The sequence below is a fragment of the Streptomyces sp. NPDC014734 genome (assembly GCF_043083325.1).
Lineage (GTDB): Bacteria > Actinomycetota > Actinomycetes > Streptomycetales > Streptomycetaceae > Streptomyces.
The window spans coordinates 148360-166320 of sequence record NZ_JBIBYN010000011.1 but is presented as its reverse complement, the minus strand read 5'-3'; the positions used below and the strand labels follow the sequence as shown (position 1 = coordinate 166320).

Sequence of the window (17961 nt, the reverse complement as noted above, 5' to 3'; positions counted from 1 at the left end):
GAGTCAAGGAGAAACGGTGGCCGAACAGCCCTCGATCGTGAAGTGCCTGGTGTGGGACCTCGACAACACGCTCTGGCAGGGCACCCTGCTGGAGGACGGTGACGTGGAGCTCCCCGCCTTCGTCAGGGAGCTGATCACCGAACTGGACAGCCGTGGCATCCTCCAGTCGGTCGCCAGCAAGAACGACCACGACCAGGCGTGGAAGCGACTGGAGGAGCTGGGCGTCGCCGAGTACTTCGTCCTGCCGCGCATCGGCTGGGGCCCCAAGTCGGACTCGGTGCGGGCGATCGCCGACGAGCTCGGCTTCGCGCTCGACACCATCGCCTTCGTCGACGACCAGCCGACGGAGCGGGCGGAGGTCCGGTTCCACCTGCCTCGGGTCCGCTGCTACGACGCCGAGCGGTTGCCCGAGTTCGCCGCTCTGCCGGAGTTCAGCCCGGTGACGGTGACGGTGGACTCGCGCCGCCGTCGGAGGATGTACCAGGCCGGATTCCTGCGGAAGACGGCCGAGGCGGAGTTCCAGGGGCCCAGCGACGACTTCCTGCGTTCCCTGGACCTGGACATGCGGATCGGGCGTGCCACCGAGGACGAGCTGTCCCGCGTGGAGGAGCTGACGCTGCGCACCAGTCAGATGAACGCCACGGGAGTGCACTACTCCATCTCCGCCCTGCGCGCGCTGCTCGCCGATCCGGGCCACGAGGTCCTGGTGACCACGCTCAGGGACCGGTTCGGGCCGCACGGGGCCGTCGGCCTCCAGCTCGTGGAGAAGCACGCGGACGTCTGGAACCTGAAACTGCTGGCCACGTCGTGCCGGGTGGTGTCGTGCGGCGTGGGTTCGGTGCTCCTCGGCTGGCTCGGCGACCGGGCCGCCCACGCGGGCGTCCACCTCGTCGCCGACTTCCGGCACACCGAGCGCAATCGGATGATGGAGATCGCCTACCGCCTCGCCGGCTTCACCGACGAGCCCTGCGACTGCCGGGCCGGGCTGCCCTCGCCCGCCCAGGAGGACATCCGGCGGCTGCACCTGATTCCGGCCCCCTGCGCCCCGCCGCCCACGATGACGCTGCACGCCGTCAGCCTTCGGAGCGCCTGAGTACGGGCACGCCCCACCGACCGGACCGATCACAGAAGATGGACGACGCATGGCGAACCAGCTAGGTCTCCCGGCCGGGCTCTCGGAGTACATCCGGGAGTCCTCCCTGCGCGAGGACGATGTCCTGAGGGAACTGCGCGGGACGACGTCGGAACTTCCCGCGGGCAGCGCGTTGCAGGTCATGCCCGAGGAGGGGCAGTTGCTGACCCTGCTGGCCGGTCTCACCCCGGCCCGCAGAATCCTTGAGATCGGTACGTACACCGGGTACAGCACCCTGTGCCTGGCCCGCGCGCTCGCGCCCGGCGGACGGGTGGTCACCTGTGACATCACCGACCGCTGGCCGCGGATCGGCGCCGAGTACTGGACCAGGGCGGGCGTCGACGGGCGGATCGACCTGCGCGTCGGCGACGCGCAGGCCACCCTCGGGGCCCTCGTCGCGGTGGAGGGCCCGGGCACGTTCGACTTCGTGTTCATCGACGCCGACAAGCAGCACTACCCGGACTACTACGAGTCGGCGTTGACCCTCGTCGGTGACCACGGCCTGATCGTCGTCGACAACACCCTGTTCTTCGGCAGGGTCGTGGACCCCGACGCCCAGGACCCCGACACCGTCGCGATCCGCGCGTTCAACACCCTGGTGCGCGACGACCCACGGGTGGAGATGTCCCTGGTTCCCATGGCGGACGGCATGACGCTGATCCGCAGGAAACGGCGGACGGAGGGGTGACCGGCCCCTCGGGACCACCGGGCCGGAGGAGAGGCCCGGCCCCTCGGGACCGCCGGGCCCCCTCCGCCTGCCACGGGGGCCGCGATCAGCCGACGACCCTCGGCACGTACGCGGCGTGGGCACCGTCGGAATAGCGGCGCAGTTCGACGCCGTGCACCTCGGCGGGGTAGAGCTGCCGACCGAGGAACTCGATGACCCGGCTGAATTCCGGCGGAAATTTGCTGGCCACGATGACCATGCGGAGTCTGCCGATGGAGAGATTCGCTTCGAGTGCGCGCAGGAACGAGCTCTCATCGGTCGAGAATCCCATTTCCATGAGCAAATGTTCTCCCGTGCTGTTGTACAGCTGTGCCGTGTACTCGAACGACCGCTGAAGTATGTGGAGCGGCCAGTGCCGCGCACCGTTGCCCGCATAGTCGAGTGTTTTACCGAGAGCGTCGCTCGGATTCCATGTGTCGTGCGGCTCCACCACTTCGACGACGGTCGGCACGCCCTTGGAATCGGCGAACAGATGGGTGGCGCTGAAGGAGTAGCCGTCCGTGTCCGGCATGACGTCCGCGGGATTCCTGCGGATCAGCAGCAGCCGGGAGCCGGCGTCATGGGCGCTCGCGGCCGTGGACAGCAGGTCCGGGTAGTGGACGAGGATCTCGTGCAGGGGCGGTTCGGGGTGGGCCGTTGTCGGCGTGAGCAGGGAGAGGCCCGCGCCGTTCTGCAGCACGATGCGCCGGTTCGGCGCCTCGGCGCGCGGCGCCGGCGGGCGTGCCCCCGGTGGGCGCGCGTGCCTGCCCGACCGCGCCTGACCCGGGTCCACCGGCAGCACCGCGGGGCGTTCCAGCCAGGGGTCGATCGGGGCGACGGAGGAATTCAGGATGAAGGCCAGCGTCTTGTACGTCCCGCTGAGGGCCAGCAGTTCGAGGAACTGTTCCTCGCCGTAGCGTTCGGCGAGTTGCTTCCAGGTGCTGTCCGAGATCACGGACCTCGTGTGGAGCTCGTCGACGGCGGTGAGGAGGGCTGCCTCGAAGGGCGTCCACTCGGAGGCGTCCTCCGAGGCGACCCGGGCGATCTCCGTCTCGTCGAGCCCGACGAAGAGCGCCGCGGCGTGGTGGTGTGCCCAGATGTACGCGGCCTGGGAGCGCCAGGCCGTGCGCAGGATGACGAGTTCGCGTTCGCGCGCCGGGAGGACTTCGCCGGCCACGTGCGCCATCAGTGGCTGCATCGCGGGCAGCAGTGCCGGGTGGTTGGCGATGGTCCGCATGACGTTCGGCGGGGGCCTGTCCGCGAGGAGCCCGTTCAGCGACTCCTTCGCCGTCCGGGCGTAGGCCCGGCCGGCCGGTGTGACGGCGAATTCCTCCACGTCCTGCGGATCGATTCTGGGCCGCATTCCCTCCCCCTTGAGCTCGCTCGTGTGTGTCGGCATCTCGGGGACGGGCGATTCGGCTGCGGAAGCCCCACGGGGCCGACGAGGTGCCCACGATAATGCAATCGGAAAGGTTCTCGCACATCGGGGTTCGGGTGCTGACGTATTCGGCATTGCGTCGAGCGGTGGGACTCAGAAGACTTGCATGAGCAAAGACGTAGATGTCGGACCAACGTCTCAAAATCAAAACGAAAGTCATTGGAGCTGTGGGGGTGCCCCTGTAGGATCACGCTTTGTTGATCACGACTTGAACGGCATTCCTGTGCCGGAATCCTGGAGAACGGGCATGTGGTGGCACATGCCCTCTCCCTGCTGAGCCTGCTGAGACGAATGAGTTGGGGAGCGGAGCCGTGAGCCGATCCGAGTCCATGTCCGCCGAGCGCGTCCGTACGCATGACAACGCCATCGCCGTGGTGGGGGTGGCCTGCAGACTGCCGGCCGCGGAGGACCCCCGGCGGTTCTGGCGCCTGCTGACGGACGGGGCGAGCGCGGTGACACAGTTGCCGCCGGGCCGGTGGGGCGACGAGGAGGCGGCCTCGGGCCGTACCGGCCGGGGCGCCTTCCTGGGCGAAGTCGACGGCTTCGACGCCGAGTTCTTCGGGATCTCGCCGCGCGAGGCCCGGTCGATGGACCCGCAGCAGCGACTCGCGCTGGAACTGGGCTGGGAGGTCCTGGAGGACGCGGGCGTCCTGCCGGCCGCGGTACGGGGCGGCGACACCGGAGTGTTCGTCGGTGTGACCGCGGACGACTACGGGGCACTGGACCGGCGCAGGGGACCGGCGGCGGTCGGACACCACACGCTCACCGGCCTGAACCGCGGCATGATCGCGAACCGGGTCTCCTACTTCCTGGGACTGCGCGGGCCGAGCCTGGTGGTGGACACCGGGCAGTCGTCGTCGCTCGTGGCGGTGCACCTGGCATGCGAGAGCCTGCGGCGCGGGGAGTCGACGACGGCGCTGGCCGGCGGCGTACACCTCAACCTGGCGCGGGACAGCGCGATGGCGGCGGACCGGCTCGGCGCCCTGTCCGCGGACGGCCGCTGCTTCACCTTCGACGAGCGTGCCAACGGATACGTCCGCGGCGAGGGCGCCGGGATGGTGCTGCTCAAGCCGCTGGCCGGGGCACTTGCCGACGGCGATGAGATCTACTGCGTCATCGAGGGCGGCGCGGTCAACAACGACGGCCCGGCCGAAGGCCTGACGACCCCCGATCCGGGCGGACAGCGGGCGGTGCTGCGGGCGGCGTGCCGCCGCGCGGGGGTGGACCCGGCCGAGGTGCAGTACGTGGAGCTGCACGGGACCGGCACCCGGGTGGGCGACCCGGTGGAGGCGGCGGCGCTCGGTGCCGTCCACGGGGCGGACCGTCGCGCGGACGATCCGCTGCTGGTCGGTTCGGTGAAGACGAACGTGGGTCACCTGGAGGGCGCCGCGGGCATCACCGGCCTGATGAAGGTCGCCCTGTCGCTGCGCAACGGCGAACTGCCGGCGAGCCTGAACTTCGAACGGCCCAACTCGCGGATCCGCTTCGACGAGTGGCACCTGGACGTGGTGACGGAGCCCCGCCCCTGGCCCTACCGCGACGGCCGGGCGCTGGCCGGGGTGTCCTCGTTCGGTGTGGGGGGCACCAACTGCCACCTGATCGTGTCCGCGCCGGAGCCGGCGCCGCGGCACACGCCGGTGCGCGCGGGTACCGACGACGCCGGCGTCACCGTGCCGTGGCCGCTGTCGGGACGGACCCGGGACGCCCTGCGGGCGCAGGCCACGGGCCTGGCCCGCCACATGGCGGAGAACCCGCACCTCGATCCGGTGGACGTGGGCTTCTCCCTGGCGACCACCCGTACCGCCTTCGACCGGCGCGCCGTGGTCCTGGCACCCGACCGCACGGATGCGCTGTCCGCGCTGTCCGCGCTGGCCGGCGGCGAGTCCGCGCCCGGCGTGGTGCGGGGAGCCGCCGACGTCGAGGGCCGGACGGTGTTCGTCTTCCCCGGCCAGGGTGCGCAATGGGCGGGCATGGGCGTCCGGTTGATGGCGCAGTCCCCGGTGTTCGCCGAGCGGCTCGCCGAGTGTGCCGCCGCGCTGGAGCCCCACGTGGACTGGTCGCTGCCGGAGGTGTTGCGGCAGTCCGAGGGCGCACCGTCGCTGGAACGCGTCGATGTGGTCCAGCCCGCCTCCTGGGCGGTGATGGTGTCCCTCGCGGCGCTGTGGCGGGCGCACGGGGTGGTCCCGGACGCGGTGGTGGGGCATTCGCAGGGGGAGATCGCGGCGGCCTGCGTGTCCGGTGCCCTGTCGCTCCGGGACGCGGCACGGGTCGTGGCACTGCGCAGCCGGATCATCGCCCGCCGACTGGCGGGGGAGGGCGGCATGCTGTCCGTGCCGTTGCCGCGGGCCGAGGTCGAGGCACGGCTGGACCGCTGGGACGGCCGGGTCTCGGTCGCGGCGGTCAACGGGCCCGGCTCGGTCGTGGTCTCCGGCGAACCCGAGCCGCTGGACGCGCTGTTCGAGGAACTCACGGCAACCGGCATACGGGTACGCCGGATCGCGGTGGACTACGCCTCGCACTCGGCACAGGTCGAGCGGGTCCGTGAGGAGCTGACGGCCGCGCTGGGGGACATCGCCCCGTGCCGTCCGCGGGTGCCGTTCCTCTCCACGGTGACCGGCACGTGGCTGGACACCGCAGGCACGGACGCCGGGTACTGGTACCGCAACCTGCGGCACACCGTCGGATTCGAACCCGCGGTGCGGGAGTTGCTGGGGCAGGACCACCGTTTCTTCGTCGAGGTCAGCCCGCACCCCGTGCTGACCGGCGCGATCCAGGAGATCGTCGACGCGGCCGGCACCCGGGCGGCGGCCGTCGGCACACTGCGCCGGGACCTGGGCGGGAAGGACCGCTTCCTGACCTGCCTGGCTGAGCTGTACGTCCGTGGTGCGCCGGTCGACTGGGCGCTGTCGTTCGCCGGGACCGACGCCCGGCGGGTGGCCCTGCCGACATACGCGTTCCAGCGCGAGCGGTACTGGCTCCCGGAGCCCGCCGGCGCCGCCGCGACGCGGGAGGAGACCGCCGCGGCGACCGGGACCGGGACCGGGCAGGCCGTCGCAGCGGACGGGCACGCCGCCGGTCCGGAGCCGACGCGCGGGGCGCCCGACGACGCCTGGACGCGCGCCGCTCTGGCGCGGCTGGTGCGTGCGGAGACGACCGTGGTACTCGGCCACTCCTCCGCGGACCGGGTGAACCCTGCGCACTCCTTCCGGGAGCTGGGCTTCGACTCGGCCATGACGGTGGAACTGGTGACCCGCCTGAAGGCCGCGACCCGGCTGCGGATGGCCGACACGGTGCTCTTCGACCACCCCACGCCCGACCGGCTCGCCGACCATCTGGCCACCGGGCTCGGCACCCCGGCGACCGACGGCGCGCGGCCGGAGCCCGGCACCGCCGGGACGGACGACCCGGTCGTGATCGTGGGCATGGCCTGCCGCCTCCCGGGCGGGGTGACCTCCCCGGAGGAGCTGTGGGACCTGCTCTCGGGCGAGACGGACGCGGTCTGCGGACCGCCCACCGGCCGTGGGTGGACATCCGGGACGCGGGCGACCGCCGGGCCGGGCGGGTTCCTCCACGACGCGGACCGTTTCGACGCGGCGCTGTTCGGGATCTCGCCGCGCGAGGCGCGGGCGATGGACCCGCAGCAGCGCCTCGCGCTGGAGGTGAGCTGGGAGGCGGTGGAACGGGCCGGGATCGCCCCCTCGTCCCTGCACGACAGCCGGACCGGGGTGTTCATCGGGGCGATGGCCCAGGACTACGGCCCGCGGCTGAAGGACAGCTCCGGCGACACGCAGGGCCATCTGCTGACCGGCACCTCGCCGAGCGTCCTCTCCGGCCGGATCGCCTACGCCCTGGGGCTGCGGGGCCCGGCGCTGACCGTGGACACCGCCTGCTCCTCGTCCCTGGTGGCGTTGCACCTGGCGGCGCGGGCGCTGCGGGCGGGCGAATGCTCGCTGGCACTGGCCGGTGGCGTCACCGTGATGTCCGAGCCGGGGATCTTCGTGGAGTTCGCCCGGCAGGGCGGACTGTCGCCCGACGGCCGCTGCAGGGCGTACGCGGAGGCGGCGGACGGCACCGGATGGTCCGAGGGCGTGGGCATCCTGGTGCTGCAACGGCTCTCGGACGCGATCCGCGACGGCCACCGCGTGCTGGCGGTCCTGCGCGGTTCCGCGGTCAACTCCGACGGGGCGTCGAACGGCCTGACCGCGCCGAGCGGCACCGCGCAGCGGCAGGTGATCGGCATGGCCCTGGACGACGCGGGCCTGACGCCCTCGGACGTGGACGCGGTGGAGGGGCACGGCACCGGCACCCGGCTGGGTGACCCGATCGAGGCCCAGGCGCTGCTCGCCGCCTACGGACAGGACCGCGACCACCCGCTGCTGCTGGGGTCGCTGAAGTCCAACATCGGGCACACCCAGGCCGCTTCCGGTGTCGCGGGCGTCATCAAGATGATCCTTGCCGTGCGACACGGGGTGCTGCCCCGGACACTGCACGTGGACGCGCCGTCGTCGCGGGTCGACTGGTCGGCCGGCGCGGTCGAACTGCTCACCGGGCCCGCTCCGTGGCCGCGGGTCGAACGGCCCCGCCGCGCGGGCGTGTCGTCGTTCGGGATCAGCGGCACCAACGCACACGTGATCATCGAGCAGCCGCCGCGGGACCGGCCCGCTGCTTCCGCCGCGCCCGCCCCGGCCGCGCTCCCGGGGCGGGCCGGGCCCGCGGTGGTGCCGTGGCCGGTGTCGGCCCGCACCGAGGCGGCGCTGGAGGCCGGGCTGGACCGGCTTGCCGCGTTCGTCGCCGAGACCGGCGCGACGGCGCCGGACGTCGGCTACTCGCTGGCGACGACTCGCTCGTCGCTGGAGTGCCGGGCGGTCCTGCTGGCCACGACGGGCGGCGCCGCCGCGGACGGCACGCGGGACGGTGCCGAACGGGTGGCCGGGGGCACCGCGGCCGGGGCCCCCGGTCCCGTGGCGCTGCTGTTCGCGGGCCAGGGCGCGCAGCGGCCGGGCATGGGCCGCGAACTGTACGCCCGGTTCCCGGTGTTCGCGGCGGCGTGGGACGAGATCGGCTCACTGCTGGACGGGCTGCTGGACCGGCCGCTGCGCGAGGTCGCGCACGGTGACGACGAGGAACTGCTGCACCGCACCGAGTACGCCCAGCCCGCGCTGTTCGCCCTGGAGGTGGCCCTCTTCCGGCTGGTGGAGTCCTGGGGCGCGGTGCCCGAGGTGCTGATCGGGCACTCGGTCGGGGAGATCGCGGCGGCGCATGTGGCCGGGGTGCTGTCCCTGCCGGACGCGTGCACGCTCGTCGCCGCCCGTGGGCGGCTGATGCAGGCGCTGCCCGAGGGCGGTGCCATGGTCGCGCTGCGGGCCACCGAGGACGAGGTGACGCCGCTGCTCGCCGCCTTCGGCGACCGGGTGGGACTGGCCGCGGTCAACGGCCCGCGGGCGGTGGTGGTCTCGGGTGAGACCGCCGCGGTCGAGGCGGTCGCGGCCCGGTTCGCGGCCGGGGGACGCGGGGCGACGCGGCTGCGGGTCGGCCACGCGTTCCACTCCCCGCTGATGGCGCCGATGCTGGACGAGTTCCGCACGGTCGTCGAGGGCCTGTCCCCGGGTGAGCCCCGTATCCCGATCGTCTCCACCGTCACCGGGAAGGAGATCGACGCGGAGCGGATCCGTACCCCCGACCACTGGGTGGAGCACGTCGGGCGGACCGTGCGGTTCGCCGACGCGGTCGCCGCGGCGGCCGCGTCCGGAGCCCGCACCTTCCTGGAACTGGGACCGGACGCCACACTGTGCGCGCTGGCCCAGGACGTCCTGATCGACGCGGTGGACGCCGAGGCGGTGCCGCTGCTGGACCGCGACGCTGGTGAGGAGTCCGCGGCGGTGACGGCGGCGGCCCGGCTGTACGTCCGCGGTGTGCCGGTGCGGTGGGCCGAGCTGTTCGCCGGGACCGGCGCGCGCCGGATCGCGCTGCCCACCTACGCCTTCCAGCGCGAGCGGTACTGGATCGCCCCCACCGGCACGGGCCCGGGGGCCGGGGCCGCCCCGGCGGGACCGGACCGCATGGACCATCCGTTCCTCGGCGCGGTGGTGGAACTCCCCGGGAACGGTGGTCTGCTGTGCACCGGGTCGCTGTCGGCCGCGGAACGGCCGTGGCCGGCCGGCCGGGCGGCGGCCGACGTGGCCTTCCCCGGGGCCGGGTTCGTGGAACTGGCGATGCGCGCGGGCGACGAGGCCGGCTGCGGCGTGGTGGAGGAACTGACCCGCACCGCCCCGCTGGTGCTGCCCGGACCGGGCGGGAGCGATGTGCGGATCCAGGTGACGATCGGCGGCCCCGGCGATGACGGACGGCGCACGCTGGACGTGCACGCGCGGCCCGCCGACACCCCCGACGAGCCCTGGACACTGCACGCCACCGGCGTCCTCGCCCCCGGCACGCCGACGGCGGCCCGGACCGGGGCCGGACGGGCGTGGCCGCCGGACGGCGCCGTACCGGTCGACCTGGACGCCTTCCACGCGTCCCGGCCCGCTGCCGAATCCGCGCACGGACCGGGGTCCCGGGCCGTCCGGTCGGCCTGGCGGGCCGGCGAGGAGGTGCTTGCCGAGATCGGGCTCCCCGGACACCTGGCCGGCGACGCCCACGCCTTCGGCCTGCATCCCGCGCTCCTGGACGCGGCCTTGTCCCTGGCGTCGCTGACCGGTCCCGACGGCTCCTGCGGCGAACTGTCGCCGACGGCCTGGTCCGGAGTGAGCCTGCACGCCGCGGGCGCGTCGGTCCTGCGGGTACGGCTGCGCAGGACGGGCGAGGACACGGTCACGCTGAGCGCGGCGGACGCCGCGGGCGATCCGGTCCTCTCCGTGGGCGGGGCGACGCTGCGCCCCGCGGCCGACGACACCCCCCGGGCCGTGCCCGATCGGCCGCTGCTGCGCCTGGACTGGCTGCCCGCCCGGGTGCCGGACACCGGCGGGCACGATCCCGCAGCGGCGGGGGAGACGGTGCTGGTTCCGGTCACCGGGCCCGCCGGAGTGCCGGTGCCGGAGGCGGTCCGTACCATCACCGCCTCCGTCCTCGACGTACTGCGCCGGCATCTGGCGGACGAGGACGGCGACGCGGACGGCGCCGGGCGGCCCGCCCGGCTGGTGTTCGTGACCCGTGGTGCGGTCGCCACCGCGCCCGGAACGGCGCCGGACGTGGTGGCGGCCTCGGTGTGGGGGCTGGTGCGGTCCGCCCAGCAGGAGAGCCCCGGAAGCTTCGTGCTGTTCGACGCGGACCCCGCGGACGACGAGGATCCGGCGTCGGCCGACGCGGCGGCGCGACGCGCCTCGTCGGCCTGCGACGAGCCCCAGCTGGCGTTCCGCGACGGTGAGCTGCTGGTGCCGCGCCTGGTGCCCGCCGACGCACCGGACCCGGCAGGGCCCGGTCCGGTGTGGGGCGGCGAGGGCACCGTGCTGGTCACCGGTGGCCTGGGCGGCCTGGGCGCGCTGGTCGCCCGACACCTGGCCGACGGGCACGGGGTCACCCACCTGCTGCTGGCCGGACGCCGGGGCGCCGACACCGAGGGCGCCGACGAGCTGGTGGCCGAGCTGACCGCGCGGGGCACGCGTGTGACCGTCGCCGCCTGCGACGTCTCCGACCGCGCCGCCCTGGCCGCGCTGCTGGCCGACGTCCCGGCCGAACACCCGCTGACCGGCGTCGTCCACGCCGCCGGTGTGCTCGACGACGGACTCGTCGGGGCACTCACCCCGGACCGGCTCGACACGGTCCTGCGCCCGAAACTGGACGGCGCCTGGCATCTGCACGAACTGACCCGCGAGCACGACCTCACCGCGTTCGTGGTGTTCTCCTCGGTCTTCGGTGTCCTGGGCAACGCGGGACAGGCCGCCTACACCGCGGCCAACGCGTTCCTGGACGCGCTGGCACAACGGCGGGCCGCGGAAGGCCTCGTGGGCCTGTCCATCGGGTGGGGGCCGTGGCCGCAGGGCGCCGGTATGTCCACCGGGCTGAGCGCCGCGGAGATGGCGAGGATCGCCCGGTCCGGATTGCCGGTGTCCTCCGTCGAGCAGGGCCTCGCCTGGTTCGACGCCGCGAGCGCGACGCGCGGGGCGTCGGTGGTGGCGGCACGGGTCGACCGGGCCGCTCTGCGGGCGCGCGACACGGTCCCCGCCGTCTTCCGGGGCCTGGTGCCCGCCGCGCCCGCCCGCCGGACCGCGGCCACCGCCCCCCGGGCCCTTCCGGCCGGGCCGACGGGCGACCCGGCCCGTGCCCGTCTGCTGGAGCTGCTGCACGAACAGGTGGTCGCGGTACTGGGACTGAAGGGCCCGGAGGCGATCGGGGCCGGACGGTCGTTCAAGGACCTGGGATTCGACTCCCTGACCGCCAACCAGCTGCGGAACGCCCTGCGTGAACGTACGGGCCTGCGCCTGCCCTCGACCCTCGTCTACGACCACCCGACCCCCGAAGCACTGGCTGCCCACCTGTGGACCGAGCTGGAGGGCGGGGCCCGGGGCGGCCGGGGCGCCGGACCGGACCCGGAGACGCCCCGTGGCCCGGCGGCCGGGGCATCCGGCGCCGAGCCGATCGCGATCATCGCGATGAGCTGCCGGTTCCCCGGCCGGGTGCGTTCGCCCGAGGAACTGTGGGAACTGCTGATGGAGGAGACGGACGCCGTCTCCCCCCTGCCCGCCGACCGGGGCTGGGACCCGGACGTGTACCACCCCGACCCGGAGCGGCCCGGCCGCACCTCCGCCGGGGCGGGGGGCTTCCTCGACGGAGCCGCCGAGTTCGACGCGGAATTCTTCGGGATATCCCCGCGCGAGGCGGCCGCGATGGACCCGCAGCAGCGGATGCTGACGGAACTCGCCTGGGAGGCGTTCGAACGAGCCGGGCTCGACCCGGCCTCGTTGCGGGGAAGCGCGACCGGCACGTTCGTCTCCGCGCTCTCCCAGAGCTACGGGGCGGGAGCATCCGCCGACGCCGACGGATACCAGCTCACCGGGACGCTCCCCAGCGTGCTGTCGGGCCGTCTCGCCTACCTGTTCGACCTGGCCGGGCCGTCGGTGACGGTGGACACGGCGTGCTCCTCCTCCCTGGTCGCGCTCCACCTCGCGTGCCAGTCGTTGCGCTCGGGGGAGAGCGACCTGGCGCTGACCGGCGGTGCGACGGTGCTGGCCGGCCCGGACGTGCTGGTCTCGCTCAGCCGGCACCGGGTCATGGCACCGGACGGGCGATGCAAGGCGTTCGCCGAGTCGGCGGACGGCATGGGCATCGCCGAAGGCGCCGGCCTGTTGGTGCTGGAGAGGCTCTCGGACGCCCTGCGCCACGGTCACCGGGTCCTGGCCGTCGTCCGCGGATCGGCGGTGAACTCGGACGGCGCCTCCAACGGGCTCACCGCGCCCAGCGGTCCGGCACAACAGCGGGTCATCCGACAGGCCCTGGCCAACAGCGGACTCTCCACGTCCGACATCGACGCCGTGGAGGCACACGGGACCGGCACCGCGCTGGGCGACCCGATCGAGGCACACGCACTGCTGGCCACCTACGGCCGGGACCGGGGAGACAACCCGCCGCTGCTGGTCGGCTCGGTCAAATCCAACATCGGGCACACCCAGACCGCCGCCGGTGTCGCCGGTGTCATCAAGATGGTGATGGCGCTGCGCCACGGTCTGCTGCCCAGGACCCTGCACGTCACCGAGCCGTCCTCGCGCATCGACTGGAACACGGGCGCGCTCAGGCTGCTGACCGGGACCACGCCGTGGCCGCCGCTCGGCCGACCGCGACGGGCCGCGGTCTCGGCATTCGGGATGAGCGGCACCAACGCGCACACCGTCCTGGAACAGGCCCCCGCACCCGCCGCCCCGCCCGCCGTCACCACCGCCGCGCCGGGCCCGGCGGACGCCGACCACCCCCGGACCGGAGACCCGGTCCCGGACGGCCCGACGGCCTGGCCGCTGTCGGGCAGGTCCGCCGCCGCGCTGCGCGCCCAGGCCCGAAAACTCCTCACCCACCTGGAGAGCCACCCCGAGCTGCGCCCCCTCGACGTCGGGTACTCGCTGGCGACGACCCGCACCGCGTTCGAACACCGGGCGGTACTGGTCGGCGACGACCGCGCGGCCCTGCACGAGCCCCTGACCGCCCTGGCCCGGGGCACCGCGCACCCCGGGCTGCTGCGGGCGACCGCGTCCGGACGCGGCCCGGTCGTCTTCGTCTTCCCCGGCCAGGACGCGGCCTGGCCGGGCATGGCGGCCGGTCTCCTGGACACCTCGCCCGTCTTCGCCGCCCGCGTCGAGGAGTGCGGCTCGGCCCTTGCCCCGTACATCGACTGGTCGCTCACCGGAGTGATGCGCGGTGAGCCGGACGCGCCCCCGCTCGAAGGGCGGCCCGACGTGCAGCAGCCCGTGCTGTGGGCGGTCATGGTCTCCCTCGCCGCCGTCTGGCGTTCGCTGGGGGTCGAACCGGCCGCCGTGGTCGGCCATTCCCAGGGCGAGGTCGCCGCCGCCTGTGTCTGCGGCGCCCTGTCCCTGGAGGACGGCGCCCGGGTGGTGGCGCTGCGCAGCCGCCTGATCCGCGAACGGCTCTCCGGGAGCGGCGCGATGATGTCCGTGATGGGCCCGCGCGAGCAGGTCCAGGCGGTACTGGACCGGGTCCCCGGCGGCGCGGTGTCGATCGCGGCGGTCAACGGCCCGAGGACCGTGACGGTCTCCGGCGACCCGGCCGCCCTGCACGAGGTCGAACGGGGACTGTCCGCCGCCGGGCTCATGCGCTGGCGGCTGCCCGGCGTGGACTTCGCGGCCCACTCCGCGCACGTCGACCGGATCGAGTCCGAACTGACGGAGCTGCTGGCCGACGTACGGCCCCGCGCCTCGCGGGTGCCGTTCCACTCCACGGTGACCGGAGGCCGCCTGGACACGAAGGAGCTGGACGCCGGTTACTGGTGCCGCAACCTGCGCCGCACCGTGTCCTTCGCCGAGACGATGACGGGCCTGGTCCGCGAGGGGCACGGCGTCATGATCGAGGTGGGCCCGCATCCGGTGCTCGCGGTCGGCACCAGCGAGATCATCGAGGACGAGGGCAGCCCCGCGGTCACCCTGGGCACGCTGCGCCGGGACGACGGCGGATGGGACCGCTTCCTGCGCTCACTGGGGGAGGCCCATGCCCACGGCGTGCCCGTCGACTGGCCCGCCGCGCTGGCCGGCGGCCGCGCCGTGGACCTGCCGACCTACGCCTTCCAGCACGACACCTACTGGACCGCCCCGCCCACCGCGACGCCCCGCGCCCCCGGCTCCGCCGACGGGCCGCTGTGGGAGGCGGTGGACCGGCGGGACACCGCCGCCCTCGCCGCGCTCATCGGCCTCGAAGCCGAGCGCGAGGACGCTCTCGGCGCGGTACTCCCCGCGCTGTCGGCCTGGCACGAGCGGCAGGACCGGCACGCCCTGGTCGGCGCCCTTCGCCACCGCACGGTCTGGACACCGCTGCGCGTCCCCGCCGGCCCGCCCCCGAGCGGCACCTGGCTGGTCGTCACCACCGACGGCGCCGACGACGCGGACGTACGGGACGCCCTTGCCGCGCACGGTGTGCGGTTCCGCCGCGTGGTCCTCGACGGGACCTGCGCCGACCCCGTCACGCTCGCGGCACGACTCGGCGGCCTCGACGGCACGGCCGGAGTGCTCTCCCTCCTCGCCACGGCCGAGGAGGCCGGCGCGGACCGGTACGCGCCGCCCGCCGACCTGGCCCTGACCGTCTCCCTCACCCGGGCCCTCATGGCCTCCGGCCTCCGGCTGCCGCTGTGGACGGTGACCCGGGGCGCCGTCTCCACCGGCCCGGCCGACCCGGTGGGCGACCCGCGCCGGGCCATGACCATCGGACTCGCGCGCACCGCGGCCCTGGAGGCACCCGCGCTGCGCGGCGGACTCGTCGATCTTCCCGAGCGGCTCGACGCGGGGACGGCCGGCCGGTTCGTCTCGCTGCTCTCGCGGGGCCCGGAGGCGGACGAGGCGGCGGTGCGCCCCTCGGGCGTCCTCGTCCGGCGTCTGGTGAAGGCACCCGCACGAACCGGATCGCCCACCACCTGGGCACCGCGCGGGACGACCCTGATCACCGGCGGCACCGGAACCCTGGGCCGCAGGACCGCCCGCTGGCTCGCCCGGCAGGGCGCCGAACACGTGGTACTGCTCAGCCGCCGCGGCCCCGCCGCACCCGGCGCCGCCGCTCTGACGGCGGAGCTGAACGCCCGGGGGACGACCGCCGAGGCGGTGTCCTGCGACCTGACCGACAAGGACGCCGTGGCCGCCGTGCTCGACGGGCTCTCGGCGAACGGCACCCCGGTGCGCTCGGTGGTCCATCTGGCCGGTGACCGCGCTCTCGGCCCCCTCGCCACGGCCGGTCCCGGCCATGTCGCCGACGCGGCGCACGCCAAGGCGACCGGCGCCGCGCACCTCGACGAACTCCTCGACGACACCGCACTGGACGCCTTCGTCCTGGTCTCGTCGGTCGCCGGGACCTGGGGCGTGGGCGACCACGCCGCACAGGCGGCGGCCGGCGCGTACCTGGAGGCGCTGGCGGCGCGGCGCCGCGCCCGCGGCGCCCGCGCGACGTCGGTCTTCTTCGGCCCCTGGGAAGAGGCCCGGGAGCAACTGGGCGAATCCGGCGGCGGACAACTCCTGCGCACCGGGGTCTCCTTCCTCGACGGAGACCTGGCCCTGGCCGGTCTCGCCCAGGCACTCCACGAGGAGGAGAGCGCGCTGACGGTCGCCGACATCGACTGGAAGCGCTACCTCCCCGTCGTCACCACGACGGGCCCCCACCCGTTCTTCGGCGAACTGCCCGAGGCACGGGAGCTCACCCGGCCCGCACCGGCCACCGGTGACAGCGACTTCACGACGCGGCTGCGGAGCCTCCCGGCGGCCGAACGGCGCCGACTCCTCCTGGACCTGGTGCGCGACGAGGCCGCGGCGGCACTCGGCCACCCGTCCGGCGACGCGGTCGCCGAGCGCGCGGTGTTCCGCGACAACGGCATGGACTCCCTCGCGGCGGTCGACCTGCGCAACCGGCTCGCCGCGGCGATCGGCACGACCCTGCCCAGCACCGTCGTTCTCACCCACCCCACCCCGGCCGACCTGGCCGATCACCTCCTCGACCACCTCGCCACCCCGCCGACGCCCGATCACCGCACCGGCGGCCCCACCACGGACCTGGTCGCCCGTCTCCACCGCGAGGCCGTACGGGCCGGCCGCCCGGGCGACGCCGACACCCTGCTGTCCCAGCTCGCCGCCCTGCGGCCCAAGAGCAGCGAGCCTCTCCCTCCCGTCGCGGACCGGCTCACCGCCCACACCTCGGGCCCCCGCCTGGTCTGCGTGGCCCCGATCGTGCCCCTGACCGGACCGGACACCTACTTCGCCCTCGCCCGGGCCCTTCCCGGACACTGGGCCATCTCCTGCCTGACACCCCCGGGCTTCGGCGCGGACGAGGTCCTGCCCGCCACCCGCGAAGCACTCGTGACGGGGCTGGCACAGGCCGTGGCCGCCGGCACCGGCGAGGAGGCGGACGAGCCGGTGATCCTCCTGGGCACCTCGTCCGGCGGCATCCTCGCCCACGCGACCGCCCGCCACCTCGCCGACCGCGGCACCCCCGTGCGGGCCGTGGTCCTCCTGGACACCTACGACCTGCGGACCCCCGCCGCCCGCGGGCTCCTTCCCCACCTGTGGCACGGCCTGTACGAGCGCGAGCACCTCACCGGCGGCTACGACGCCACCACCCTGTCCGCCCACGCCTGGACCGAACAGCTCCTTCGCACCTGGAGCCCCGGCCCCGTTCCCTTCCCGACCCTGCTCCTGCGGGCCTCGGAACCCCTCCCGGCCCCGCCGGGGACGGACACCGGACCGGACGACTGGCAGACCGGACTTCCCCACATCACCACCACCCTCACCACACCGGGCAACCACCTCACCCTCATCAACCGGCACGCCGCCACCACCGCCACCCGCATCACCGACTGGCTCGACGCGCAGGGGGCGCACCCGCCGGAGCCCCGCCCCCGGACCCCGGGCGGGCGCCGTTCCACGCGGTGACGGGCCCGGCCCGCCGGGTCCGAGGCGCGGGCACAGCGGTCACCGGCATGCCCGGCGTCGCCCCGTCACGGCGCGACGCCGTCCCCGGCGTACAGGTAGGCGCCCGGCCGGGCGGGGGGGGGGGGGCCCCCCCCCCCGCCGGCGCCCCCCCCCCCCCCCCCCCCGGGAAAACGGGGGGGGGGGGGGCCCCCGCCCCGGCCCCCCCCCCCCCCGGGGGGCCCCCGCCCCCCCCCCCCGCGCCGCCCCCCCCGCCCCCGCCCGCCCCCGCCCCCGGGCGGCCGGGGGGGCCCCGGGGGGGGGGGCGCCCCCCCCCCCCCCCCCCGCCCCCCCCCCCCCGCGGGATCCGCAGCTTCGAGACGATGGTCTGCAGCGCGACCGGACCGGCGGCCCCGGACGGCTGGAGGACCAGGTCGACGACCGGGTCGTAGTTGACCAGCTTGCCGGTGTCACCGATCGACACGACGACGGCGGGAACGGTCGGCGCCCCCATCGCGAGCAACTGCTGCACGTCGCGTCCGGAGTTGAACGCGCCGATCGACTGCTGAACCTTCGCGAAGTCCTCGGCGCCGAGGAACGCGCGCGTGGCGCGTCCGTAGAGACCCTTGCCGCCGGCCACCTTGTCGGC

The 17961-nt window shown here is 74.7% G+C and carries 4 protein-coding genes; 3 read left to right on the top strand and 1 reads right to left on the bottom strand.

Annotated features, from left to right (window positions below; translation table 11 throughout):
* The first annotated feature begins 16 nt into the window (after positions 1-16).
* Positions 17-1093, top strand: coding sequence for an HAD-IIIC family phosphatase (locus ACF1CT_RS19535; RefSeq protein WP_391785120.1), 1077 nt, complete (start codon positions 17-19; stop codon positions 1091-1093).
* Between the two features lie 49 nt (positions 1094-1142).
* A complete protein-coding gene (locus tag ACF1CT_RS19530) occupies positions 1143-1820 on the top strand; it encodes an O-methyltransferase (protein WP_391785119.1) in 678 nt (225 codons plus the stop codon).
* 85 nt (positions 1821-1905) lie between these two features.
* Here ACF1CT_RS19530 and ACF1CT_RS19525 read toward each other — a convergent pair whose 3' ends face one another.
* Positions 1906-3201: a carboxymuconolactone decarboxylase family protein gene (locus tag ACF1CT_RS19525; protein ID WP_391785118.1), complete on the bottom strand. Its 1296-nt coding sequence runs from the start codon at positions 3199-3201 to the stop codon at positions 1906-1908.
* A 404-nt stretch (positions 3202-3605) separates the two neighbouring features.
* Here ACF1CT_RS19525 and ACF1CT_RS19520 point away from each other — a divergent pair, with 404 nt between their 5' ends.
* A complete protein-coding gene (locus tag ACF1CT_RS19520) occupies positions 3606-17336 on the top strand; it encodes a type I polyketide synthase (protein ID WP_391785218.1) in 13731 nt (4576 codons plus the stop codon).
* Positions 17337-17961 lie beyond the last annotated feature (625 nt).

Coding starts and splice junctions, on each gene's coding strand:
- ACF1CT_RS19525 (WP_391785118.1), bottom strand. CDS start 3,201: ATGCGGCCCAGAATCGATCCGCAGGACGTGGAGGAATTCGCCGTCACA.
- ACF1CT_RS19520 (WP_391785218.1), top strand. CDS start 3,606: ATGTCCGCCGAGCGCGTCCGTACGCATGACAACGCCATCGCCGTGGTG.
- ACF1CT_RS19530 (WP_391785119.1), top strand. CDS start 1,143: ATGGCGAACCAGCTAGGTCTCCCGGCCGGGCTCTCGGAGTACATCCGG.